Consider the following 23,468-nt stretch of genomic DNA (forward strand, 5'->3'; position numbering starts at 1 on the left):
CGGGCAGGGAGGGAATCAGTGATCGCACAGTTGCGCGGGACCGTCGAGTCCGTCGGTCTCGACGAGATCGTCGTCCTCGTCTCCGGGATCGGCTTCGCCGTCCGCGTCGCGCCCGTCCTCGCCCAGGGCGTCCGCGCCGGTCAGGAGGTCGTCGTCCACACGTCGATGGTCGTGCGCGAGGACTCGATGACCCTCTTCGGCTTCAGGACCGCCGATGAGAGGGCCGTCTTCGAGACCCTGATGACTGTCAGCGGGATCGGCCCGAAGATCGCCCTCGCCGCGCTCGCCGTCCTCGCCCCCGACGACCTGCGCCGCGCCGTGCGGGACCAGGACATCGCCGCCCTGCAGAGGATCCCCGGGGTCGGCAAGAAGTCCGCCCAGCGCATGGCCCTGGAGATCGGCGACAAGCTCGGGACCCCGGCGGCCCTCGACGGGACGGCCCCAGCGCCCTTGTCGGCCCCCTCCGGGCAGGTCGAGGCCGAGGTTCGGGCGGCCCTCGTCGGCCTGGGGTGGACCGAGGCGGTCGCCGCCAAGGCCGTCGACTCGCTCGGAGGCAACGGCCTGGGGGCCTCGGACCTCCTCAAGGCCGCGCTCGTGACGCTCGGGGGCAGCCGTGGCTGAGCCCTTCGACCCGATGTCCTCCGACCTCGCCGATTCCCTGCGCGTCGTCGCCCCCGACGCCGGGGAGCTCGAGCGCGCCGCCGAAGCTGCCCTGCGTCCCAAGCGTCTCAGCGAGTTCGTCGGCCAGCGCACCGTCCGCGACCAGCTCCAACTCGTCCTCGACGCGGCGCGCGGCAGGGGGACCCCCTCCGACCACGTCCTCCTGGCCGGCCCCCCCGGGCTCGGCAAGACGACGCTGGCGATGATCATCGCCGCCGAGATGGGCACCTCCCTGCGGCTCACCTCGGGGCCCGCCATCCAGCACGCCGGCGACCTCGCGTCGATCCTCTCGGGACTTCAAGAGGGCGACGTCCTCTTCATCGACGAGATCCACCGCCTGGCCAGAACCGCCGAGGAGATGCTCTACCTGGCGATGGAGGACTTCCGCGTCGACGTCGTCGTCGGCAAGGGCCCGGGGGCGACCTCGATCCCCCTGACCCTGCCGCCCTTCACCGTCGTCGGCGCGACGACCCGGTCGGGCCTGCTGCCCGCCCCGCTGCGCGACCGGTTCGGTTTCACCGCCCACCTCGAGTTCTACGAGACCGACGAGCTCGAATCCGTCGTCACCCGCTCCGCCTCCCTCCTCGGCGCCCCGCTCGATCGGCGCGCCGCCCACGAGATCGCCTCGCGCTCGCGCGGCACGCCCCGCATCGCCAACAGGCTCCTGCGCCGCGTCGTCGACTTCGCGCAGGTGCGGGGCACCGGCGAGCTCACCCTCGACGCGGCCCGCGGCGCCCTCGACCTCTTCGAGGTCGATGCCTCCGGCCTCGACCGGCTCGACCGGGCGGTCCTCGAGGCCGTGTGCGCGCGCTTCGCCGGAGGACCCGTGGGCCTGACGACCCTGGCCGTCACCGTCGGCGAGGAGGCCGAGACCGTCGAGACGGTCGCCGAGCCCTATCTCGTGCGCGAGGGGTTCCTCGTGCGCACGACCCGCGGCCGGGCGGCGACCCCCAAGGCGTGGGCCCATCTGGGCCTGACCCCGCCTCAGGACGGCGCCCTCTTCGCGTAGGCCGGCCCCCCGGGCTGTGAGAACCGGCCCAAACGGGCGGCGCGTCGCGTCGGGCCCCGCGGACGCACTACACTGCAACGGGCGCGTATTCGCGCGCACGAAGGACGTCGACGAAAGAGGCTGTCAGTGGCCGAGGTCTTCCAGCAGTACTCGCTGTACATCATCATGGGCATCGTGCTCATCGGCATGATGTGGTTCAGCTCCAGGTCCCGCAAGCAGATGCAGGCGCAGCAGGCCGAGCGCGAGCGCTCGATGGCCGAGAACATGGTCCCCGGCGCCTGGGTCCACACCGCCGTCGGCTTCTGGGGACGCTTCGTCGACGCGGACGGGGACGTCATCGTCCTGGAGACCGCCGACGGCGTCGAGATGTACTGGGACCGCTCGATGATCCGCGAGGTCGGCACCGAGCCTCCCTTCGCCGCCGATCCCCAGGACGAGGAGGAGGCCGACGACGCGCCCGCGGTCCTCGGACTGGACGAGCCCGCGGACCCGCAGGAATCGGACTCCGCCGAGCAGCGCTGAGCCCGAGGGACCGAAGGAAGAAACGAGTAACGTGGCAACGAAGAAGCGCCGACCCCTGCGCTCCCTGATCGTCCTCCTCGTCGCGATGATCGCGGCCGCCGGGACGCTCGTCTACGGGAACATCGCCAAGGGAGTCTCCTACATCCCCGACCTGGCCCTCGACCTGCAGGGCGGCACCCAGCTGATCCTCACGCCGACCTCGACGCAGGAGGGCGAGCGGGCCATCACCGACGATGACATCGCCGAGGCGATCAGCATCATCCGCAACCGCATCGACGCCTCCGGCGTCGCCGAGTCGGAGATCGCGTCGCTGGGGACGTCGAACATCGTCGTGTCGATCCCCGGCACTCCGTCGCAGGAGACCCTCGACCTCATCCGCCAGTCCTCGCAGATGAACTTCCGGCCGGTCCTCAAGGTCGGGGCCGCGATGATGGCCCCTCCCTCGGCGGACTCGGCGGCGGTCGACGCGCCGCAGTCGGGCGAATCCGCCCAGTCGGGGCAGGCCCCTCAATCCGGTCAGCCCGCGGAACCGGCGAACGGGGAGCAGTCCGGAGCCGTCGCCGAGGACGAGCCCCAGTCGGCCGTTGACGGGCCCCAGTCGACCGGCGTCGAGGCCGCCGCCCCCGTGACGACCGCGATGGACGAGGCGACCGCGATGTCCCTCGCCGATTCCGACCAGGACGGCGTCCTGTCGTCCGAGCCCGCGACCGCCCCCGAGAACGCGTCCGACCTCGCGTGGATCACCGAGCAGGCGCTCTACGACTTCTACACCCTCGACTGCGTGGCCGCCGTCCGCACGGAGGGCCCCGCCGACCTGCCGTACGCGGCCTGCGACACGACATCGGGCCTGAAGTACCTCCTCGGCCCGGTGACCGTCCCCGGCTCCGACCTCGAATCGGCATCCGCCGGCCAGGTCTACAACTCGACGGGTCAGACGACCGGCGAATGGGGCGTCGACCTGCAGTTCAACCAGGCCGGCACCGAGGCCTTCGCCGAGTCCTCCGAGATCCTCTACTCCTTCCATGACGCCGACGCCGACGGATCGACCTTCTTCACCACGCCCGACCGCAACCACTTCGCGGTCGTCCTCGACGGCTCGGTCATCACCGCGCCCTCGATGAACGCGATCATCAGCTCCGGCCAGGCCCAGATCACCGGCTCCTTCACGGCCTCCAGCGCCTCGTCGCTGGCCAACCAGCTGAACTTCGGCTCCCTTCCGCTGAACTTCGACGTCGAGTCCGAGCAGCAGATCTCCGCCACGCTGGGATCCGATCACCTGCGGATGGGCCTGTGGGCCGGCCTCATCGGCCTGCTCCTCGTCGTCGTCTACCTCATCTGGCAGTACCGGGGGCTGGCGATCGTCTCCGCCGGATCCCTCGTCATCGCCAGCGTCATCACCTACCTCGTGATCTCCCTGCTCTCGTGGTGGATGGGCTACCGACTGTCCCTGGCGGGCGTGGCCGGCCTCATCATGGCGATCGGCGTGACGACCGACTCCTTCATCGTCTACTTCGAGCGCATCCGCGACGAGGTCCGCGACGGGCGCCCGCTGGTCGCCGCCGTCAACGAGGGCTGGGACCGGGCGAAGCGGACGATCGTCGTGTCCGACGCGGTGAACCTCGTCGCAGCGGCCGTCCTCTATTTCCTGGCCGTCGGCGGCGTCCAGGGATTCGCCTTCACCCTGGGCGTGACGACCGTCATCGACCTCGTCGTCATCTTCCTCTTCACCCACCCGGCGATGGAGCTGCTGATCCGCACCCGATTCTTCGGCCAGGGCCACAGGCTCTCGGGCCTGGACCCCGAGCACCTCGGAGCGAAGAACTCCCTGGTCTACGCCGGTCGCGGCCGAGTCGTCGCCCGCGGGGACGCCGCCTCATCGGCCCCCGCCGCGGCCGCCCCGGCGATGTCCCTGGCCGAGCGCCGCCGCCTCGAGCGGATCGAGGCCGAGCGCGAGTCCGCCCAGGAGCGGAGCGCGGCCGACGGACCGGTGACGGCCGTCGACGCGCCCGCCGACGAACAGGAAGGACAGAAGCGATGATGAGCTTCGCCCAGTGGGGCAACGCCCTCTACTCGGGGGAGAAGTCCTACCGAGTCGTCCCCAACCGCAGGATCTTCGCCGGCGTCGCCGCGGCGGTCATCGTCCTGGGCTTCGCCCTGGCCGCGATCATCGGCCTCAACCGGTCGATCGAGTTCACCGGCGGATCCCAGTTCGACGTGACGAACATCTCCGATCAGTCGGAGTCGGCCGCGGCCGCGGCGGTCAGGGGAACCGGCCTCGTCGACGACGTGCGCGTGACCCTCGTCGGCTCCGAGGGCGTCCGGATCCAGACCCCGTCCCTGGACTCGGCCTCCACCGCCGCCGTGCGCGACGCCCTCGTCTCCGCCTACGGCGTGTCCGACGCCGATGTCCAGTCCTCCTCGATCGGCCCCTCGTGGGGCGCCTCGGTGACGTCGAAGGCCGCCCAATCGCTGGTGATCTTCATGATCCTCGTCGCGATCCTCATGACGATCTACTTCCGCTCGTGGGAGATGGCCGCCGCCGCCCTGCTCGCCCTCCTCCACGACGTCGCCGTCACCGTCGGCGTCTTCGCGATCGGCCAGTTCGAGGTCTCCCCGGCCACCGTCATCGGCTTCCTGACGATCCTCGGGTACTCGCTCTACGACACCGTCGTCGTCTTCGACAAGGTGCGCGAGCTGACGACCGACGTCTACGACCAGAAGCGGTACACCTTCGCCGAGTACGTCAACCTCGCCGTCAACCAGACGATGGTCCGGTCGATCAACACCTCGGTCGTCGCGCTCCTGCCGGTCGGGGCGATCCTCTTCATCGGCCTGGCCACCCTCGGCTCGGGGACCCTGACCGACATCTCCCTGGCCCTCTTCACCGGCATGATCGCGGGAACCTACTCGTCGATCTTCATCGCCTCGCCACTCCTCGTCCTGTTCCGCGAGCGCGGGACCCGCACGCGCGAGCACGACGCCCTCGTCGCCCGCTCCCGGGCGGCGTCCTCCGAGGACGGGGCCGCCCCCGCGCCGGTCCGCGTCGCCCCGATCACCCCGGGTCGCCGCCTGAGCAACGACCACCAGCCGACGAGGAAGAGGACCCGCCGATGAGCGCCGAACTCGGCGAGAGGATCGCCCGCCTCGTCTCGGACAACCTCGGCCTCGTCGAGGACTTCCCCGAGCCGGGCGTGCTCTTCCGCGACATCACCCCCCTGATCGCCAACGGACCGGCCTTCAAGGAGCTCATCGACCTGCTCTGCGACCGCTACGCGGGCAGGATCGACGCGGTCGCCGGACTCGAATCGCGCGGATTCATCCTCGGAGCCCCCGTGGCGGCCCAGCTGGGCATCGGGATGCTGACCATCCGCAAGGCCGGCAAGCTGCCGGGTCGCGTCATCGGCGTCGACTACGCCCTCGAGTACGGCACCGCCCGGATGGAGATCCACCCCGAGGCCGTCGAGGAGGGCTCGCGCGTCCTCATCGTCGACGACGTCCTGGCGACCGGCGGGACCGCCGGGGCCTCCGTCGAGCTGCTCCGCCGCTGCGGGGCCGAGATCGAGGCGATCGCCGTCCTCCTCGAGCTCGAGGCCCTCCGGGGGCGCGACGCGCTCCCGGGAGTCGCAGTGGAGTCCGCTCTTCTCGTCTGACGAGGGACGAATGTACCGCAGGTCACACCCGGGTATCATGGAGCAATGAGCGACCACGACACCTCCCAGGGGCCACGGATCCCCGCCGCCAGCTCCTTCGTCCGCTCGGGGCTCGTGTGGTTCGGAGCCCGGTCGCGCGCCTCGATCCCCGAGATCGAGCCCCTGATCCGCGCGCTGCGCGCCAACCACCCCAAGGCCGACGTGTCGGTCATCGAGCGCGCCTACCGCACCGCCGAGCTCCAGCACCGCGGGCAGATCAGGAAGTCCGGCGAACCCTACATCACCCATCCCGTGGCGGTGGCGACGATCCTCGCGGAGATGGGGATGACGACGCCGACGCTGGTCGCCGCCCTCCTGCACGACACCGTCGAGGACACCGACTACACCGTCGAGGAACTGACCGCCGACTACGGGCAGGCCATCGCCGCCCTCGTCGACGGCGTCACCAAGCTCGACAAGGTCCAGTACGGGGCGGCCGCGCAGGCCGAGACGCTGCGCAAGATGCTCGTCGCCATGAGCCACGACATCCGCGTCCTGCTCATCAAACTCGCCGATCGCCTCCACAACGCGCGGACCTGGCGCTTCGTCCCCGTGGGATCGGCGAAGAAGAAGGCCCAGGAGACCCTCGAGATCTACGCGCCCCTGGCCCACCGCCTCGGCATGAACATGGTCAAGTGGGAGCTCGAGGAGCTCTCGTTCAAGACCCTCTATCCGGAGATCTACTCCGAGATCGACCACCTCGTCGCCGAGCGCGCCCCCCAGCGCGAGGTCTACCTGCGCGACGTCATCGCCCAGATCGAGGAGGACCTGCGCCGTTCGGGCACCAAGGGCACGGTCACCGGCCGCCCGAAGAACCACTACTCGATCTATCAGAAGATGATCGTGCGCGGCAAGGCCTTCGACGAGATCTTCGACCTCGTCGCCGTTCGGGTCCTCGTCGACTCCATCAAGGACTGCTACGCGGTCCTCGGCTCGCTCCACGGCCGCTGGAACCCCATCCCCGGGCGTTTCAAGGACTACATCGCGATGCCGAAGTTCAACCTCTACCAGTCCCTCCACACGACGGTCATCGGCCCGGGCGGCAAGCCCGTCGAGATCCAGATCCGCACCTTCGAGATGCACGAGCGCGCCGAGCACGGCGTCGCCGCCCACTGGAAGTACAAGCAGAACCCGAACGCGACCTCGGGCGCCGACCCGGACAAGATGAGCTCGGAGGAGCAGGCGAACTGGCTGCGCTCCCTCGTCGAGATGGAGCGGGAGACCGGGGACCCGGAGGAGTTCCTCGATTCGTTGCGCTACGAGATCGCCGGCGACGAGGTCTACGTCTTCACCCCCAAGGGCGAGGTCGTCGTCCTGCCGGCCAGGGCCACGCCCGTCGACTTCGCCTACGCCGTCCACACCGAGGTGGGGCACCGCACCGTGGGGGCGAAGGTCAACGGGCGCCTCGTCTCCCTCGACACCCGGCTCGAATCGGGAGAGACCGTCGAGGTCGTCACCTCGAAGTCGGACAAGGCCGGGCCCTCGCGGGACTGGCTCGCGTTCGTCGCCTCGCCGCGCGCCCGATCGAAGATCAAGTCGTGGTTCTCCCGCGAGCGCCGCGACGAGGCCATCGAGGAGGGCAAGGAGCACCTGGCCCGCGCGATGCGCAAGCAGAATCTGCCGCTTCAGCGGCTGATGAACCACGACTCGGTGATGTCGGTGGCGACCTCGCTGGGCTACTCCGACGTGTCGAGCCTGTACGCGGCCGTCGGGGAGAACCAGATCTCCCCGCAGAACGTCGTGTCGAAGCTCGTCGAGATCCTCGGCGGCGGCGACGGGACGGAGGAGACCCTGGCCGAGGCGATCACCCCCTCGACGGCGCGAGCCCGGTCGGGCGCTCACGAGACCGGCGGCATCGAGGTCTCCGGTATGGACGCCAACGAGATCTGGATCAAGCTCGCCAAATGCTGCACGCCGGTGCCGGGCGACGAGATCGTCGGCTTCATCACCCGCGGCCAGGGGGTGTCGGTCCATCGCAGCTCGTGCCACAACGCCGTCCGGCTCGAGGAGCTCCAGCCCGAGCGCTTCGTCGACGTCGCGTGGAGCGCCGACCGGACGGGAACGCCCTTCAGGGTGCAGATCGAGATCCGCGCGCTCGACCGGGGAGGGCTCCTGTCGGATCTGACGAGGGTCCTGTCCGACTACCGGGTGAACATCCTCTCGGTGGCGATGCGCACCTCGGCCGACCAGGTGTCGACGGGCCGGTTCGGCTTCGAGTTGGCGGACCTGGGGCATCTGGACGCGATCCTGTCGGCGCTGCGCCGCGTCGACGGGGTGTTCGAGGCCGTGCGCTTGACGGGGGAGCAGCGCAACGGGGCCCAGACCGCGAAAGTGTGACCTGCGCGGGGTTTCGCCTCGCCTCGTTCCGGCTTTCGAACCGTTGCGACTACCATAGGAGAGGTGTGCCACACTGGCACTCGGCGTGCCCGCTCATCCGGGCGCGCAGCACCGCGCCCGGGCATTACGCCCTCGTCAATATTGTGAGGAACATCGTGACCACGACGTCGATTCCGCAGGCCAACGACCCCGACACCTCCGAACCGCAGCAGAGCGCCGCCGCGTCGGAGGAGGCGGCGACCCCGATCGACTCGGCTCCCGCGGCCGAAAGGGACGACCAGGCCCCGGCCTCACCGGCCCCGCAGACCTCGACCGAGGACGCGGCCGCCCCCGTGACGCCCTCCTCCGACGACCAGGCGCCCGCGCCCGCCCAGCCCGCCACCGCCGCCCTCGACGCGGGGTCCGCCGTCTCGGACGAGAAGATCGCCTGGAGCGATGTCCCCGCCCACCCGTTCGCCCGCATCGATGAGGCCGGCACCGTCTACGTCGTCGATGACGGCTCCGAGCGCGTCATCGGCGGATACCCCGAGGGCATCCCCGCCGCCCCCTACGCGCTCTACGAGCGGCGCTTCGCCGACCTCGAGGCGACGATCCGCCTCTTCGAGGACCGCCTGGCCTCCCTGGCGCCCAAGGAGATCGACCAGACCCTGACGACGATCCGCGAGGCCGTCGTCTCCCCGAACGCGATCGGCGACCTGGCCGGCCTGCGCGCGCGCGTCGAGGCCCTCGGGGCCGTCGCCGAGCAGCGCAAGGAGCAGGCCCGCGAGGAACGCAGGGCCGCGCGCGAGGCGGCCCTCGTCGAGCGCACCGCGGTGGTCGAGAGGGCCGAGGCGATCGGCTCCCAGGACCCGGACAAGACCCATTGGAAGCAGTCCGGGCAGGCGCTGCGCGATCTCCTCGACGAGTGGAAGACCCTCCAGAGGCGCGGCCCGCGCCTCGACAAGTCGACCGAGGACGAGCTGTGGAAGCGCTTCTCCTCGGCGCGCACCCAGTTCGACCGCCGACGCCGCCAGTACTTCTCCGCCCTCGACCAGGCCCAGGCCGAGGCCAAGCACATCAAGGAGGCGCTCATCGCCGAGGCCGAGGCCCTTCAGGGCTCGACCGACTGGGGGGCGACCTCGGGGGCCTACCGCGACCTGATGAACCGGTGGAAGGCCGCTCCGCGGGCCTCGCGCAGGGAGGACGACGCCCTGTGGGCGCGGTTCCGCGCCGCGCAGCAGGTGTTCTTCGACGCCCGACGCGCCAAGGACGAGGCCACCGATTCGGAGTACCGGGCGAATCTGGAGGCGAAGGAGGCGATCCTCGTCGAGGCTGAGAAGATCCTCCCGATCACCGACCTCGAACAGGCCAAGTCGCAGCTCCGCCAGATCCAGGACCGCTGGGACGAGGTCGGCCGCGTCCCCTCCGCCGACCTGCACCGCATCGACGCGCGATTGCGCGCCGTCGAATCCGCGGTCCGCCAGGCCGAGGAGAAGGAATGGCAGCGGACCAACCCCGAGACGCGCGCCCGCGCCGAGGGGATGCTCGGCCAGCTCGAGGACCAGGTCGCCCAGCTCGAAGCGGACGTGGCGCGGGCCCGGGCCGAGGGCGACGACAAGAAGGCCGCGAACCTCGCCGACGCCCTGTCGACGAAGAAGGCATGGCTCGACCAGATCCGCGCGTCGATGGCCTGATCCCCATGCGGATTCACGTGATCCCGTCGCCGTACTACGCGGCGAACTCCCTCGTCCTCGTCCCCGGCGGGGGCTCACAGGCCCTCGTCGTCGACCCCTCGGCGGGAGTGCGCGACGAGCTCCGCTCGGTCCTCGACGAGGCCGGCGCCCGTGCGGCGGCCGTCCTGGCCACCCACGGGCACCCGGATCACGTGTGGGACTGCGCGGAGGTCGCCTCATGGGGCGGGGACGGTCGGGACGCGCCGCCGGCGCCGGTGTACGTCCCCGGCCCGGACCTCTACCGGATGGACGACCCCCTGGCGGGCGTCCCGATGGAGCCCCCCATCGAACTCGGGCCGTGGCGCAAGCCGGAGGATCTGCGGGCCTTCCCCGCGGGCTCGGTCGAGATCGTCGAGGGCGTCTGGCTCAAGATGATCCCGGCCCCCGGTCATTCCGAGGGGTCGGCCGTGTTCATCGGCCACTGCGACATCGAGGTGCGCGTCGGGCGGGAGACCTTCGTCCGGGCCGACACCCCGGTCCCGTGGGCGATGCCCGGGGACGTGATCTTCGCCGGCTCGGTCGGCCGCACCGACCTGCCCGGCGGGGACGAGACGCAGATGCGCCATTCGCTGCGGACGATCTCCAACGCCCTCGACCCCCGGACGATCCTCATCCCCGGCCACGGCCCGGCCACGCGGCTGTCGGACGAGATCACGACGAACCCGTACCTCATCCGCGCCCGGACCCTCGGCTGACCGCCCGGGCCGGCGGAGCCGGCCCGGGGCCCGTCCGGTTCGGGTCGGCGGGTCCGCCGTGGAAGAATGGCCTCATGGCACGCACGTCTCTTTCCGGTTTCCCCGAATGGCTCCCCGACGGCCGCATCATCGAGCAGGCCGTCCTCGACCACCTCCGCCGGGTCTTCGAGCTCCACGGCTTCAGCGGGATCGAGACCCGCGCCGTCGAGACCCTCGACCAGCTCGAGGCCAAGGGGGAGACCTCGAAGGAGGTCTACGTCCTCGACCGCCTCCAGGCCCTCAAAGAGGCCGAGGCCGGACGCCGCTCCTCGAAGGAGAGACGCATGGGCCTGCACTTCGACCTGACGGTGCCCTTCGCCCGCTACGTCGTCGAGAACGCCAACGAGCTCGACTTCCCCTTCAAGCGCTACCAGATTCAGAAGGTCTGGCGCGGCGAGCGCCCCCAGGAGGGCCGGTTCCGCGAGTTCACCCAGGCCGACATCGACGTCGTCGGCAACGGCGACCTGCCCTTCCATTTCGAGGTCGATCTGCCCCTCGTCATGGCCGAGGCCCTCAACGGGCTCCCGATCCCCCCGGTGCGCGTCCTCGTCAACAACCGCAAGGTCGTCCAGGGCGTGTGCGAGTCCCTCGGCGTCGACGACGTCGAGGCGGCCCTGCGCGGCCTCGACAAGATCGACAAGATCGGGCCCGAGGGCGTCGCCGAGGAGCTCGCCTCCTCCGGGATTGGCGCGGATCAGGCGCGCGCGCTCCTGACGATGGCGCAGATCCGCTCCGAGGACCCCGGGGAGGTCCGTCGTCGCGTCCTCGCCCTGGGAGTCGGCGGCGAGCTGCTCGACGAGGGCCTGGGGGAGCTGTGCGCGCTCCTGGAGGAGGCCGCGACCCGGATGCCCGGGGCGGTCGTCGCCGACCTGAAGATCGCCAGGGGCCTGGACTACTACACCGGCTCGGTCTACGAGTCGATGGTCGAGGGGCACGAGGACCTCGGGTCGATCTGCTCGGGAGGGCGCTACGACTCGCTCGCCAAGGACGGCAAGCGGACCTATCCGGGCGTCGGCCTGTCGATCGGCGTGTCCCGCCTCGTATCACGGATGATCTCCGCTCCGATGGTGCGCGCGACCCGCAAGGCGCCCAGCGCCGTCGTCGTGGCCGTCGTCGACGAGGCCGACCGCTCCCGGTCGGACGCGGTCGCCGCGCAGCTGCGGGCCCGCGGTATCCCCGTCGACGTCTCCCCGTCGGCGGCCAAGTTCGGCAAGCAGATCAAGTACGCGGACAAGCGGGGCGTCCCCTTCGTCTGGTTCCCCGGGGAGGGGGGCGCGGCCGACACGGTCAAGGACATCCGCTCGGGCGAGCAGGTCGAGGCGGACGCGGCCTCGTGGGACCCGCCCGCCGACGACCTCCATCCGCGCATCGTGGCGGTGTGACCATGGCCGACGAGCGCGGGCTCGCCGCCCTGCGGGACGCCCTCGCCGGCGTCGGGCCGGTCCTGCCCGTCGACGCGCGCGAGGACGGCGAAGCGGCGAGGGCCCGTGCGATCCGACGCCTCGACGACCACGTCCTCCCCAGGCTCGCCTCCCTCGACGCCCCGCTCCTGGGCGTCGTCGGGGGATCGACCGGGGCCGGCAAGTCCGCCCTCGTCAACTCCCTCGTCGGCCGCGTCGTCTCCCGGTCGTCGGCGGTGCGCCCGACGACCCGGCGCCCCACCCTGATCTGCCGGCCGGAGGACGCCCACTGGTTCCTCGACGCGAGGATCCTCCCGACGCTCGCGCGCGTGCGCGTCGATGAAGGGGCCCCTGCCGGGGCCGTCGAAGACGAACGGGCCGGTTCGAGCCTGGCCGTGACGACCTGCGAGGGGCTCGCCGACTCCCTCGCCCTCGTCGACGCCCCCGACGTGGACTCGGTGGCGGCCGAGAACCGCCGGCTCGCCGGCCAGCTCCTCGACGCGGCGGACCTGTGGATCTTCGTCACCACTGCGGCGCGCTACGCCGACGCGGTGCCGTGGCGCCATCTGGACGAGGCGGCCGCGCGCGGCGTCGACGTGGCGGTCGTCCTCAACCGCGTGCCCGCGGGCGCCCGGGACGAGGTGGAGGCGGACCTGCGGCGCATGCTCGACGAGCGAGGCCTCCTCGCCGCCCCGATCTTCCCCGTCGACGAGCAGGACCTCGTCGATTCCCTGCTGCCGACCGGAGCGGTCGCCCCGATCGCGCGGTGGCTGGGCTCCCTGGCGGCCGACGCCTCGGCCCGGGCCGAGGTCGCCAGGAGGGCCCTCGACGGGTCGATCCGCTCGCTCGCGGATGACGCCGCCGTCGTCGTTGAGATGGTGGCCGCCCACAACGAGGCGGTGCGCCGCGGCGAGGGGATCCTCGACGAGGCCGTCGCCCACTCCCTGAGGCGGATCCGCCAGGGGCTGGGGGACGGGGCGCTCCTGCGCGGCGAGGTCCTCGCCCGCTGGCAGGAGGTCGTCGGCGCATGGGACATCAGCAGGACGATCGACCGCACCGTCTCGTCGCTGCGCGACCGCCTGTCGGCGGCCCTCAGGGGCCGGCCTTCTCCGGTGGCCCCCGTCGAGGAGGCTCTCGAGGAGGGGCTGGCGGGGGTGATCCGCGAGGAGCTCCTGCGGGTCCGCGAATCCGCCGAGGAGGCGATGCGGGGGGATCGGGCCCTCGCCGCAGTCTCCGCGACCGCCGACTCCCCGTCGGACGCCCTTGCCGACGAGGCCGCGCGGGAGACGACCGTCGCCTGGCAGCGGGCGCTCCTCGGCCTCGTGCGCGAGCAGGGAGGGTCGCGTCGGACTCGGGCCAGGGTCCTGGCGGTCGGCGTCAACATCGTCGCCGTCGCCCTGATGATCGTCCTGTTCTCCGCGACCGGCGGGTTGACCGGGGCGGAGGTCGGCGTCGCGGGGGCGTCGGCGGTCCTCGCCCAGCGGCTCCTCGAAGCGGTCTTCGGCGACCAGGGGGTGCGGACGATGGCGGCCCGGGCCGAGTCGATGCTCGACGAGATGTGCGCTCGCGCCCTGCGCGACCGGCTGGAGCCCCTCGCCCGAGCCGTGCCGGGGCCGATCGACGCCTCGGCCATTGACGAGGCCCTCCGGGCGGTCGAGGGGGAGGGGCGATGAGCGCTCTCGCGCGCGACGGGGCTCCTCGTCAGGAGCCGCCGGACCCCGTGTCCCGGCTGTCGGAGGCCCTCGACCTGACGCGGGGGGATCTCGCCCCCGACGTCGCCGATGAGGCCCGGGCGCTGATCGACGCCGCCGGCGAGCGCAGGGTCCTCGGCGCCGAGACGACGGTCATCGGCATGCTCGGCGCGACCGGCTCGGGCAAGTCCTCTCTCGTCAACGCGCTGACGGGGGCCCGGGTCGCGCGCCCCGGCGTCATCCGGCCGACGACGACCAGCGCCCTGGCGGTGACGACGGGGGAGGCCCGGGCCGATCGGCTCCTCGACTGGATCGGCATCCCCGACCGCGTCGAGCTCGGCGCGGAATCGCGTCTCCCCGACGGCGCCGTCCTCGTCGACCTGCCCGACATCGACTCGGTGTCGACGTCGAACCGCGGGCTCGCGGCTCGCCTCGCCGAGCGCCTCGACCTCGTGGTCTGGGTGGTCGACCCGCAGAAGTACGCGGACGGGGTGATCCACGAGGAGTGGATCGCGCCCCTCCACGAGCGCCTCGCCTCCTCGGTGGTCGTCCTCACCCACGCCGATGCGCTGGGGGAGGAGGACCTCGCCCTCGTCATCGCCGACCTCGAACGGCTCGCGGTGCGCGACGGCATCCCGAGCGCCCGGGTGATCCCCGTCTCGTCGACGACCGGTCGGGGGATCGACGACCTGCGCGTCCTCATCGGGCGGGAGGCGCAGGAGAACCGACTGCGATCCACCCGCGATCGGGCGCGCCTGCGGGCGGCGGCCGACCTGATGGCCGACGGCCTCGACCTCGACGCCCCCATCCGGGCGGTCGACACCGGGGGGCTCGCCGACGCCCTCACCGGGATGGCCGGGGAGGTCGTCGGAGCTGGGCGCGTCGTCGACGCCGTCCGCTCGTCCTACCGCCATCGCGCGGGGCGCCGCGTCGGCTGGCTGGCCCTGCGGTGGCTGCGCACCCTGCGCGCCGACCCGTTGGCCGCGATGGGGCTGAGGGGAGGATCGGGCTCCGGCCCGATCGAGGATCTCGCCGTTCCGAGCCTCCCGGCCCCGTCGGCGCCCGCCCGCGCGGCTCTCAACCGGGGGCTGAGGGCGGTCGTCGAGGAGACGACGCGGGGCCGTCCGCAGGTGTGGCGCCGCGCGATGCTCGCCCGGGTCCTGGGGGCCTCGGACCGGCTGGCCGACGAGCTCGACGTGTCGGTCGCCTCGGCCGACCTGGGACCCGGACGTGCCCCGGCGTGGTGGGCGTGGGCGGACGCCGTTCAGTGGCTCGGCTGGCTCGTCGGAGCCGTCGGCGCGGGGTGGCTCGCGGCGATCCACCTCATCCGCTCGTTCCTGCTCGTCTCGTGGGAGCCGCCGCAGTGGCGGGGGGTTCCCGTCCCGGTCCTCCTGGTCGGGGCCGGACTGGCGTGGACGGCGGTCGTTGCGGTCATCGCGCTGGTCGCGGCCGGGATCGCCGCCGGCCGGGTGGGACGCCGGGCGCGGCGGAGCATCGACGGGAGGATCCGCGCGGCCGTGGAGCGCACCGTCGTCGCCGTCATCGAGGAGGAGGACCGGCGCCAGGGGGGTGTCTGCGACGCCCTCGCAACGGCGATCCCCCGGGAGGAGGAGTGGGGACGAGGAACCGCCCGGTGAGGGAATTCACCGGGGAGGGGGGCGGGAGACGACGGAGCCCCCGATAGGCTGGGGGGACGATGAGGCGCAGCCCCCTGTGATGGTGCCCGGATGATCCGGTGAGTGTTGTTGTGGAGATGCGAGGCGGCGCCGAAGGTCGACCCCGACCCGGCCCCGATCCCGAGGGGCCTCGATCCAGACCGATCCCGATGAGGACCACCTGTGCCCATGCATGACGCCCCCTCCCTGTTCGACGACGCCCCCGAACCGCGCGCGCTCGACGCCCAGACTCGAGAAGATCCCGTCGAGGCCCCGATCCCGGCGGCCGATCCCGAGGACTCGCAGATCCCCCCGACCGACGAGACCCCGGGCGGCGCGGAGGACGGGGGGCCGTCCGTCGCGGATGGCGCCGACGGGGCGGACGATCCCGGCGATCCCGGGGAGGATGGAGCGGACGATCCCGACGACCCCCGGGAGGACGAGGAGGACGACTCCGAGGACGATGAGGAGGGCGCCAACGGGGACGAGGGCGTCAGCTTCGCCTCCCTCGGCCTGCCCGAGGACATCCTCGCCGCCGTCACCGACATGGGCTACCGGACGCCCACGCCGATCCAGGAGCAGGCGATCCCCGCGCTCCTCGACCTGCGCGACGTCGTCGGCATCGCCCAGACCGGCACCGGCAAGACCGCCGCCTTCGGCCTGCCGATGCTCGCCATCGTCGAGGCCGCCGAGAAGAGGGTCCAGTCCCTCGTCCTCGCCCCCACTCGCGAACTCGCCCTCCAGTCGGCTCAGGCCATCGAGGACTTCGCGGCCCAATCCCGTGGACTGGACGTCGTCGCCGTCTACGGCGGATCGCCCTACGGCCCTCAGATCGCCGCGTTGAAGAAGGGGGCGCAGGTCGTCGTCGGGACTCCCGGCCGCGTCATCGACCTCATCGAGAAGGGGGCCCTCGATCTGTCCGGCATCCGCATGCTCGTCCTCGACGAGGCCGACGAGATGCTGCGGATGGGGTTCGCGGAGGACGTCGAGACGATCGCCTCGTCCGCCCCGGCCGAGCGCCTGACCGCGCTCTTCTCGGCGACGATGCCCGCCGCCATCGAGCGGGTCGCCAACACGCATCTGACCGATCCGGTCAGGATCGCCGTCTCCGACGAGTCCTCGACTGTCGACACGATCCACCAGACCTACGCGGTCGTCCCCTACAAGCACAAGATCGGCGCGCTGACCCGTGTCCTGGCCACCCGCGCCCAACACATCGCCGAGGGGCAGGAGGAAGCCGACGCCGCGATCGTCTTCGTTCGGACCCGGGCCGACGTCGAGGAGATCTCGTTGGAGATGGCGGCCCGCGGTTTCCGAGCCGCCGGGATCTCCGGGGACGTCGCCCAGGCCGAGCGCGAGCGCATGGTCGAGCGCCTGCGCTCGGGGACACTCGACGTCCTCGTCGCCACGGACGTCGCCGCGCGCGGGCTCGACGTTGAGCGGATCTCCCTGGTCGTCAACTTCGACGTGCCCCGCGAACCGGAGGCCTACGTCCACCGCATCGGCCGGACGGGTCGCGCTGGGCGCGCCGGCAGGTCGCTGACGTTCTTCACCCCCCGGGAGCATGGGAGGCTTCGGCGGATCGAGAAACTCACCGGGGCGCCGATGGAGGAGGTGGCGATCCCCTCGCCGGCGGCGGTCTCGGAGTTCCGGGCCCGGCGCCTCCTCGAGGGGGTGGGACGACGGATCAAGCGCGGCAGGCTCGACATGTACAAGAGCCTCCTCGCCGATCTGCGGGTCGGGGACGGCGCCTCGTCGGACGGCGGAGGGGGCGTGGACGTCGTCGACGTCGCAGCGGCGCTCCTCGCGCAGGCCGTGGGGGACGAGGGGCCCGCGCCCCGGATCGACAAGGACCGGCGGGGCCCGGCCAGGACCCGCCGCGAGGAGGAGGTCGACGAGTCCGGGGAATTCCTCGGCGCCTCCTTCGAGGGCGGGCGGGACAAGGACCGCCCCCTCAAGCCCGGGCGGGACCGCAAGCGCTCGGCGTCGCGCCCCTCCGTCGGCGCCGGGATCCGCTATCGGGTCGAGGTCGGCAAGAAGGACCGGGTCAAGCCCGGATCGATCGTCGGAGCCATCGCCGGCGAGGGCGGGGTCGACGGCAAGGACATCGGCCATATCGAGATCTTCCCGACCTTCTCCCTCGTCGAGATCTCCGGCGACCTCAGCGAGGACCAGATGCGCCGGATCGGCAAGGGCTACGTCCAGGGGCGCCCGTTGCGCATCCGCGTCGACGAGGGGCCCGGCCAGCGCGGCGCCCGAGACCGCCGTCCCGGGTGGGACCGCTCGGAGCGGGGGGAAGGCGTCGATCGCCCCGATCCCGCGGACCGCGAGGGGAGGGCCCCTCGCGATCGGGAGGGGGCCCCGACTCGTCACCGGTCGGTCCGATCCGAGCGCTGGGAGCGCGAGATCCGCAAGGGGCGGGACGAGCGCTACGGCGAGGAGAGGCGCGCGTCGGGGGCCCGGTCCTTCAAGGCGGCTCGCGCCGGGCGCCGGGAGCGCGACGACCGAGGGTCGACCGGCAGGGCATTCGGCACGAGGCCTCGCCACCGCTGACGGTGGGAGTCGGGGGTCGGGGCTGCTCAGCCCGGCCCCCCCATTTCCCCTCGGCGGCCTCGGGCATGTGCGTCCGGGGGGTGGGATCGCTCAGCTCAGCCCCCATTTCCCCCGAAAACGAACATTTCCCACCTGACCCGGTAGGAAATGTTCGTTTTCGGGGGACGTCCCTAGGGGGTGTGTCAAGCGGCGGCGGTCAGTGATGGTGCGGGTTGTGTGTTGTAGAGGGCGCCGTCTCGGATCATGGCGTGCACGGCGAGGACGCGGCGATGGGCTCAGGCCGACCGGTTCCTCCGCGCGGGTCGAGCTGGAACAGTCCGGGCGAGAAGCAGTGGTGGGCTCAGGCCGGCCGGATCCTCCGCGAGGAGGCGAGCGCCGTCGCCCCGATGACGAGGGCGACGACCAGGGCCGGGGCGTAGGAGAGCCCCCCGCTCGCCCCCGTCGCGGCCCATGCCGCCATGAGGATCGACACGATCGCCAGCTCCACCGACGAGCCGGCCGAGTCGGCGACTTGCAGCCAGCTCGAGACCTTGCCGTGCTTCTCTGCCGGCATCAGGCCCAGGGCCAGGACGGACAGCGTCGAGTGCATGAGTCCCACTCCGGCGCCCATGATCATCCATCCGATGAGGGCCGGCCACGCGGGGGCCGAGCCGGAGAGGAGACTGAGGACGGGCAGCATCCCGCCGACGATCAACGAGGTGCCGATGACGGGCAGGCGCAGCCGGACCTCGTCGTTCGACACCCGCGACTGGATGAACGCACCGGCCGCCCACGACACCGTCCCCAGGGTGACGGACAGGGACGCGGCATCGGGCTGCCAATGGTGGATCCTCTGGAGGACCAGCGGCAGGAACGCGCCGACTCCCGCCTGGACGCCCATCGCGAGCATCCGGGTGAGGATCGCGGAGGGCACCCCCCGGCGCATGGAGAACGCCCCGCGGGGCATGAGGCGGGGGAGCGCCCATCCGGTGAGCACCAGACCCGCGAGAACGAGGACGGCGAAGACCGTGCCCGTCACGGCCCCGGACAGCTGGAGGAAGAGGACGCCCAGACCGGCGACGAGCGCCATCAGGGACAGCGACCGGAGTCGGGGCGGAACCGCGCCCGAGCGGGATCCGAGCCTGGACAGGACGGAGATCAGGGGGATGGTGGCGACGGCGACGAGGATGGGCACGGCCCAGAACACCGGCCGCCATCCCGCACGGGCGACGACGATCCCGGCGATGGCCGGGCCGACGAGGGAGGGCAGCACCCACGCCAGTGAGAACGCCGCGAAGAACGAGGGGCGGTGCGGGGCGGACACGACCGATCCGACGAGGACGTACAGGGGGACGATGAGGAGCCCGGCGCCGAGGCCCTGAACGATCCTGCCGATGACGAAGAGCAGGATCGTCGGGGCCCAGGCGGAGGCGAGGAGCCCGGCGGCGAAGAGCCCCAGCCCGGCCAGGAGCACCGGGCGCGGCCCCTTCCAATCCGCCAGGGCTCCGGCGATGACCGTCGCGGTCAGCTGGGCGGCCAGCGATGATCCGGAGGCGACGGAGAACCAGGATTCGGCATCGAGGTCCTCGACGACGCTCGGCATGATCGTCGTCGTCGCCAGTCCCTCGAAGGCGCACAGGGTGATGAGGAGGACCGAGCCGAGCATGAGGGACGACTCGAGAGGGGTCCAGGGGAGATCGCGGCGGCGGGGGGAGATGAAGGGCACGCGCGATTATCCCACCGGTGATTCTCGACCGGCAACGCCGCTGACGTACACTCGCGATGCCGCCGCCCGTCTCGCGGATGGCACCGACGAAAGGACTACCAGTGCTTCGCACTCACACCATCGGAACGCTCGGCACCGATCTCATTGGGCAGACCGTCACCCTGACCGGCTGGGTCGATCGACGCCGCGATCACGGGGGCGTCGCCTTCGTCGACCTGCGCGACGCCTCGGGCATCGCCCAGGTGGTCGTCCGCGACGAATCGGTCGCCCACGACCTGCGCTCCGAGTTTGTCCTCAAAGTCACCGGTGAGGTCTGCGCCCGCCCCGAGGGCAACGAGAACCCGAATCTGGCCACCGGCGCCATCGAGGTCATGGGCGACGACATCGAGGTCCTCAACACCTCCGCGCCCCTGCCGTTCCAGGTGTCCTCGAACGCCGAGGACTCCGGCAACGTCGGCGAGGAGACCCGCCTGAAGTACCGCTACCTCGACCTGCGCCGCGAACCGGAGCAGTACGCGCTCCGACTGCGGTCGAGGGTGTCGCGGGCGGCTCGCGACACCCTCTACGAGCACGATTTCGTCGAGATCGAGACCCCGACGCTCACGCGCTCGACCCCCGAGGGCGCGCGCGACTTCATCGTTCCGGCCCGCCTGTCGCCCGGATCCTGGTACGCCCTGCCGCAGTCGCCCCAGCTCTTCAAGCAGATGCTCATGGTCGCCGGAATGGAGCGGTACTTCCAGATCGCCCGCTGCTATCGCGATGAGGACTTCCGCGCCGATCGTCAGCCGGAGTTCACCCAGCTCGACATCGAGATGAGCTTCGTCGATCAGGACGACGTCATCGCCGTCGCCGAGGACGTCATGAGAAGGGTGTGGGCGCTCATCGACTACGACCTGCCGACCCCGCTGCCGCGCATGACCTACAGGGACGCGATGGAGAAGTACGGGTCGGATAAGCCGGATCTGCGCTTCGGCCTCGAACTCGTCGATCTCACCGACTACTTCGCGGACACGACCTTCCGGGTCTTCCAGGCGCCGTACGTCGGCGCGGTCGTCATGCCCGGCGGGGGCTCGCAGCCGCGCCGGACCTTCGACAAGTGGCAGGAGTGGGCCAAAGCCCGCGGTGCCAAGGGCCTGGCGTACGTGACGATCGGCGAGGACGGAACGCTCGCAGGCCCGGTCGCCAAGAACATCACCGAGGCCGAGCGCGAGGGCCTGGCCGCCGCGACAGGGGCGGCCCCCGGGGACTGCGTCTTCTTCGCGGCGGGTCGGCCGACGCCCTCGCGCGAGCTCCTGGGCGCGGCGCGACTCGAGATCGGCAAGCGCTGCGGCCTCATCGACCCCGATGCCTGGGCGTTCACCTGGGTCGTCGACGCGCCTCTGTTCAAGCCGGCCGGCGAGGCCCAGGCCGAGGGGGATGTCGCGCTGGGCGATGGCGCGTGGACCGCGGTCCACCACGCCTTCACCTCGCCCAAGCCCGAGTGGCTCGACTCCTTCGACGAGGATCCGGCGAACGCCCTGGCGTACGCCTACGACATCGTGTGCAACGGCAACGAGATCGGCGGCGGGTCGATCCGAATCCATCGCCGGGACGTGCAGAACCGCGTGTTCAACGTCATGGGGATCGACGACGAGCAGGCCCAGGAGCAGTTCGGGTTCCTCCTCGACGCCTTCAAGTTCGGCGCCCCGCCGCACGGCGGCATCGCCTTCGGCTGGGATCGGATCGTCTCCCTGTTGACGAAGTCGGAGTCGATCCGCGATGTCATCGCCTTCCCGAAGTCGGGCGGCGGCTACGACCCGCTGACCGAGGCGCCGGCCCCGATCACGGTGGCCCAGCGCAAGGAGGCCGGCGTGGACGCGGTCCCGAGGAGGAGGGGCGAGGAGTCGGCGTCGGACGAGGCCTGATCGACGATTCCAGCGGTGGGGGGTGCGGGACGGATCCGTCCCGCACCCCCCACCGCTTCGTCGATATGCGTTTCATGAATGAAATAGTCTTGTCATTGGACTATTGCGAGTATATGCCCATGACATGGGACGTTCATTGACGCACAACTCATTCTGGATCCTCACGGCGCTGGCCGACGGGCGCAGGCACGGGTACGACATCCTGCGCGAAGTGTCCTCCCTGTCCGACGGCGCGGCGGCCCTGCGCCCCACGACGCTGTACGCCGCGCTCGAGCGCCTCGAGAGGGAGGGGCTCGTCGTCGTCGACTCCGAGGAGATCGTCGACGGCCGCGCCCGGCGCTACTACAGGCTCACCGACGAGGGGCGCGACGCCCTCGGCGAGGAGAGCGCGGCCCTCGAAACGATGGCGCGCACCGCCCGGGCCCGTCTTCGAGCCCGGCCCATCGCCCCGGCGCACCGGTGGGCCGCGCCATTGCGCGCCCGGAACGGCTCGGGACTCGGGAGGAGGCCCTCCCATGCCTGACGAGCGCGCATTCGCCCGCCTGCTGCACTGGTACCCCCGACGGTGGCGCGAGAGCAACGGCGACGTATTCCTCGCCACCGTCCTCGCCGAGGCCCGCGAACGCGGCTCCCGGGAGCCCGACGCCCGGCTGAGGGCCTCCTCGATGCTCCACGGAATCGGGATGAGGCTCAACGGCTGGACCGTCGGGATCTGCCTGATCCTCATCGTGGGCTCCGTCTGGGGATGGTCGCTGATGACATTCTCGCCGGTTCGAGACGGGTCCGGGCAGGGCCCGTGGGAGTGGGTCGACGTGGCCCTCAGGGGGCTCGTCCTCCCCGGCGCGATCGTCGTCGCCGGCGCGGCCACCCTGCGAGAACGCGGCCTCCTGGGTCCGGTCCGGGCCTGCGGGGCCCTGGCGGCGGGAGGGGCCGCCGTCGTCGCCAACGCCGTCGCGCAGGGGCTGTGGGTGTGGGGCCCTCTAGTCGGGGCAGAGGCGCCGGTGCTCGCCGACCCGATGGCGTGGACGCTGCGGACGATCGCGTGGGGGCTCTTCGCGGTAATCGGCGCGGCCGTCGCCGACGAGTCCTCCCGGCCCCGGTTCGCGAGCCGCGCGGTTGGTTGGGCCGTCGGGGCCGGGGTCGGCTGGTCGCTCGGTGGGATGATCGTCTTCACCTCCGAATTCCCTCCGCTCGGCCTCCTGTGCGCGGCCGTGATCGCGGTCGGGCTCCTTCTGCGCAGGAGCCGTTCCCGCGTCGCGCGTCGTGGGGAGCCCCTGACGGGCCGGGTTCGAGGGGCCGTCACCGTCCTCGCGCTGACGGCCCTGCTCATGATGGTGGGGGCGAACGCGCTCCTGCTCCCCGGTGCCGGGGATCTTCTCGCCCCCGTCCTGGGCATGCGCGCCGACGAGCTGTCGATGTGGGCGCTGGTCCCCTGCTCGTCGCGTAGGGGATCATGGAGACGGCCGTCACCCGCAGATCCCGGGTGGGGATCTGGGCGATGCTCCTCCTCGTTCTCGTCTCGTGGATCCCCGTCCTCCTGCCGGTGTCGACCGTGCCCTGGATTGGGGAGGCTATCGCGCAGATCGGCGAATCCGTCTGGGGGCAGTACTACGGGAGTGCTCTCGTCCTCTCGCCGGCGTCGTGGATCGGCGTGTCGTGGCTGATCTGGCCGCGCCTTCCCGTAGGTCGGTGGGCGCGCGCGGCCGTCCTCGCCGGTCTTGCCGCAGTCTGGTCCCCACTGTTCCTCATCGTCGCCCACGTCGGACCGTTCTTCGTCTTCCCCGTACTCGCGATCGTCCTGGGCGCATGGGCGTGGACCGTCCGCGTGCCGGTCGTCGACGCCTGAGAGCTGTCGTCGGGAGCATCGGAGGAGAGGGAGGCTCGCCGTCGTCTGCAC

The 23,468-nt window shown here is 71.7% G+C and carries 18 protein-coding genes; 17 read left to right on the forward strand and 1 reads right to left on the reverse strand.

Features of this window, described 5'->3' with window-relative positions; all coding sequences use genetic code 11:
- Positions 1-18 precede the first annotated feature (18 nt).
- The 13 genes from ruvA (at position 19) to M3T53_RS05825 (ending at position 17,962) form a co-directional block, all read left to right on the forward strand.
- Positions 19-621: a Holliday junction branch migration protein RuvA gene (ruvA, locus tag M3T53_RS05765; RefSeq protein ID WP_272433522.1), complete on the forward strand. Its 603-nt coding sequence runs from the start codon at positions 19-21 to the stop codon at positions 619-621.
- A 13-nt stretch (positions 622-634) separates the two neighbouring features.
- Positions 635-1,669, forward strand: coding sequence for a Holliday junction branch migration DNA helicase RuvB (ruvB, locus tag M3T53_RS05770; protein ID WP_272433710.1), 1,035 nt, complete (start codon positions 635-637; stop codon positions 1,667-1,669).
- Between the two features lie 126 nt (positions 1,670-1,795).
- On the forward strand, positions 1,796-2,191 hold the full coding sequence (yajC, locus tag M3T53_RS05775; protein WP_272433523.1) for a preprotein translocase subunit YajC: 396 nt from the start codon (positions 1,796-1,798) through the stop codon (positions 2,189-2,191).
- 31 nt (positions 2,192-2,222) lie between these two features.
- Positions 2,223-4,229: a protein translocase subunit SecD gene (gene secD / locus M3T53_RS05780; protein WP_272433524.1), complete on the forward strand. Its 2,007-nt coding sequence runs from the start codon at positions 2,223-2,225 to the stop codon at positions 4,227-4,229.
- Complete coding sequence (gene secF / locus M3T53_RS05785) at positions 4,226-5,305, forward strand: protein translocase subunit SecF (protein WP_272433525.1); 1,080 nt, start codon at positions 4,226-4,228, stop codon at positions 5,303-5,305. Before secD ends, secF begins: the two co-directional genes overlap by 4 nt.
- A complete protein-coding gene (locus tag M3T53_RS05790; protein WP_272433526.1) occupies positions 5,302-5,841 on the forward strand; it encodes an adenine phosphoribosyltransferase in 540 nt (179 codons plus the stop codon). Before secF ends, M3T53_RS05790 begins: the two co-directional genes overlap by 4 nt.
- 45 nt (positions 5,842-5,886) lie before the next feature.
- Positions 5,887-8,217 (forward strand): RelA/SpoT family protein, encoded by a 2,331-nt coding sequence (locus M3T53_RS05795; RefSeq protein ID WP_272433527.1) that lies wholly within the window; start codon positions 5,887-5,889, stop codon positions 8,215-8,217.
- Between the two features lie 332 nt (positions 8,218-8,549).
- Complete coding sequence (locus M3T53_RS05800) at positions 8,550-9,890, forward strand: DUF349 domain-containing protein (protein WP_442866935.1); 1,341 nt, start codon at positions 8,550-8,552, stop codon at positions 9,888-9,890.
- A 5-nt stretch (positions 9,891-9,895) separates the two neighbouring features.
- Complete coding sequence (locus M3T53_RS05805) at positions 9,896-10,624, forward strand: MBL fold metallo-hydrolase (RefSeq protein ID WP_272433712.1); 729 nt, start codon at positions 9,896-9,898, stop codon at positions 10,622-10,624.
- Positions 10,625-10,698: 74 nt separating this feature from the next.
- Positions 10,699-12,045: a histidine--tRNA ligase gene (gene hisS / locus M3T53_RS05810; RefSeq protein ID WP_272433529.1), complete on the forward strand. Its 1,347-nt coding sequence runs from the start codon at positions 10,699-10,701 to the stop codon at positions 12,043-12,045.
- A 2-nt stretch (positions 12,046-12,047) separates the two neighbouring features.
- Positions 12,048-13,736: a dynamin family protein gene (locus M3T53_RS05815; protein WP_272433530.1), complete on the forward strand. Its 1,689-nt coding sequence runs from the start codon at positions 12,048-12,050 to the stop codon at positions 13,734-13,736.
- Entirely contained in the window at positions 13,733-15,391 is a 1,659-nt protein-coding gene (locus M3T53_RS05820) for a GTPase (RefSeq protein WP_272433531.1), read from the forward strand. The genes M3T53_RS05815 and M3T53_RS05820 overlap by 4 nt, the downstream gene beginning before the upstream one ends.
- Before the next feature lie 207 nt (positions 15,392-15,598).
- A complete protein-coding gene (locus M3T53_RS05825) occupies positions 15,599-17,962 on the forward strand; it encodes a DEAD/DEAH box helicase (RefSeq protein WP_272433532.1) in 2,364 nt (787 codons plus the stop codon).
- Positions 17,963-18,302: 340 nt separating this feature from the next.
- On the opposite strand, the gene M3T53_RS05830 is transcribed toward M3T53_RS05825, so the two are convergent.
- Complete coding sequence (locus M3T53_RS05830) at positions 18,303-19,667, reverse strand: MFS transporter (protein ID WP_334540411.1); 1,365 nt, start codon at positions 19,665-19,667, stop codon at positions 18,303-18,305.
- A gap of 101 nt (positions 19,668-19,768) precedes the next feature.
- On the opposite strand from M3T53_RS05830, the gene aspS reads away from it, so the two are divergent.
- The 4 genes from aspS (at position 19,769) to M3T53_RS05850 (ending at position 23,417) form a co-directional block, all read left to right on the forward strand.
- On the forward strand, positions 19,769-21,571 hold the full coding sequence (gene aspS, locus M3T53_RS05835) for an aspartate--tRNA ligase (RefSeq protein ID WP_272433533.1): 1,803 nt from the start codon (positions 19,769-19,771) through the stop codon (positions 21,569-21,571).
- A 136-nt stretch (positions 21,572-21,707) separates the two neighbouring features.
- On the forward strand, positions 21,708-22,094 hold the full coding sequence (locus M3T53_RS05840; RefSeq protein WP_272433534.1) for a PadR family transcriptional regulator: 387 nt from the start codon (positions 21,708-21,710) through the stop codon (positions 22,092-22,094).
- Positions 22,087-23,235, forward strand: a complete 1,149-nt coding sequence (locus tag M3T53_RS05845) for a hypothetical protein (RefSeq protein ID WP_272433535.1) — start codon at positions 22,087-22,089, stop codon at positions 23,233-23,235. Before M3T53_RS05840 ends, M3T53_RS05845 begins: the two co-directional genes overlap by 8 nt.
- Positions 23,223-23,417 carry a hypothetical protein gene (locus M3T53_RS05850; protein WP_272433536.1) on the forward strand — a complete coding sequence of 65 codons (195 nt, stop codon included), beginning with the start codon at positions 23,223-23,225 and terminating at the stop codon, positions 23,415-23,417. Before M3T53_RS05845 ends, M3T53_RS05850 begins: the two co-directional genes overlap by 13 nt.
- The last annotated feature ends 51 nt before the right edge of the window (positions 23,418-23,468 follow it).

Origin of the sequence: Actinomyces sp. B33 (genome assembly GCF_028437565.1) — a bacterium.
Lineage (GTDB): Bacteria > Actinomycetota > Actinomycetes > Actinomycetales > Actinomycetaceae > Pauljensenia.

Bases quoted from the DNA above. Each gene is read 5' to 3' on its own strand.
- M3T53_RS05825 (WP_272433532.1), top strand. From the start codon at position 15,599: ATGCATGACGCCCCCTCCCTGTTCGACGACGCCCCCGAACCGCGCGCG.
- ruvB (WP_272433710.1), top strand. From the start codon at position 635: ATGTCCTCCGACCTCGCCGATTCCCTGCGCGTCGTCGCCCCCGACGCC.
- M3T53_RS05805 (WP_272433712.1), top strand. From the start codon at position 9,896: ATGCGGATTCACGTGATCCCGTCGCCGTACTACGCGGCGAACTCCCTC.
- M3T53_RS05815 (WP_272433530.1), top strand. From the start codon at position 12,048: ATGGCCGACGAGCGCGGGCTCGCCGCCCTGCGGGACGCCCTCGCCGGC.
- M3T53_RS05795 (WP_272433527.1), top strand. From the start codon at position 5,887: ATGAGCGACCACGACACCTCCCAGGGGCCACGGATCCCCGCCGCCAGC.
- M3T53_RS05790 (WP_272433526.1), top strand. From the start codon at position 5,302: ATGAGCGCCGAACTCGGCGAGAGGATCGCCCGCCTCGTCTCGGACAAC.
- M3T53_RS05820 (WP_272433531.1), top strand. From the start codon at position 13,733: ATGAGCGCTCTCGCGCGCGACGGGGCTCCTCGTCAGGAGCCGCCGGAC.
- M3T53_RS05845 (WP_272433535.1), top strand. From the start codon at position 22,087: ATGCCTGACGAGCGCGCATTCGCCCGCCTGCTGCACTGGTACCCCCGA.
- secF (WP_272433525.1), top strand. From the start codon at position 4,226: ATGATGAGCTTCGCCCAGTGGGGCAACGCCCTCTACTCGGGGGAGAAG.
- hisS (WP_272433529.1), top strand. From the start codon at position 10,699: ATGGCACGCACGTCTCTTTCCGGTTTCCCCGAATGGCTCCCCGACGGC.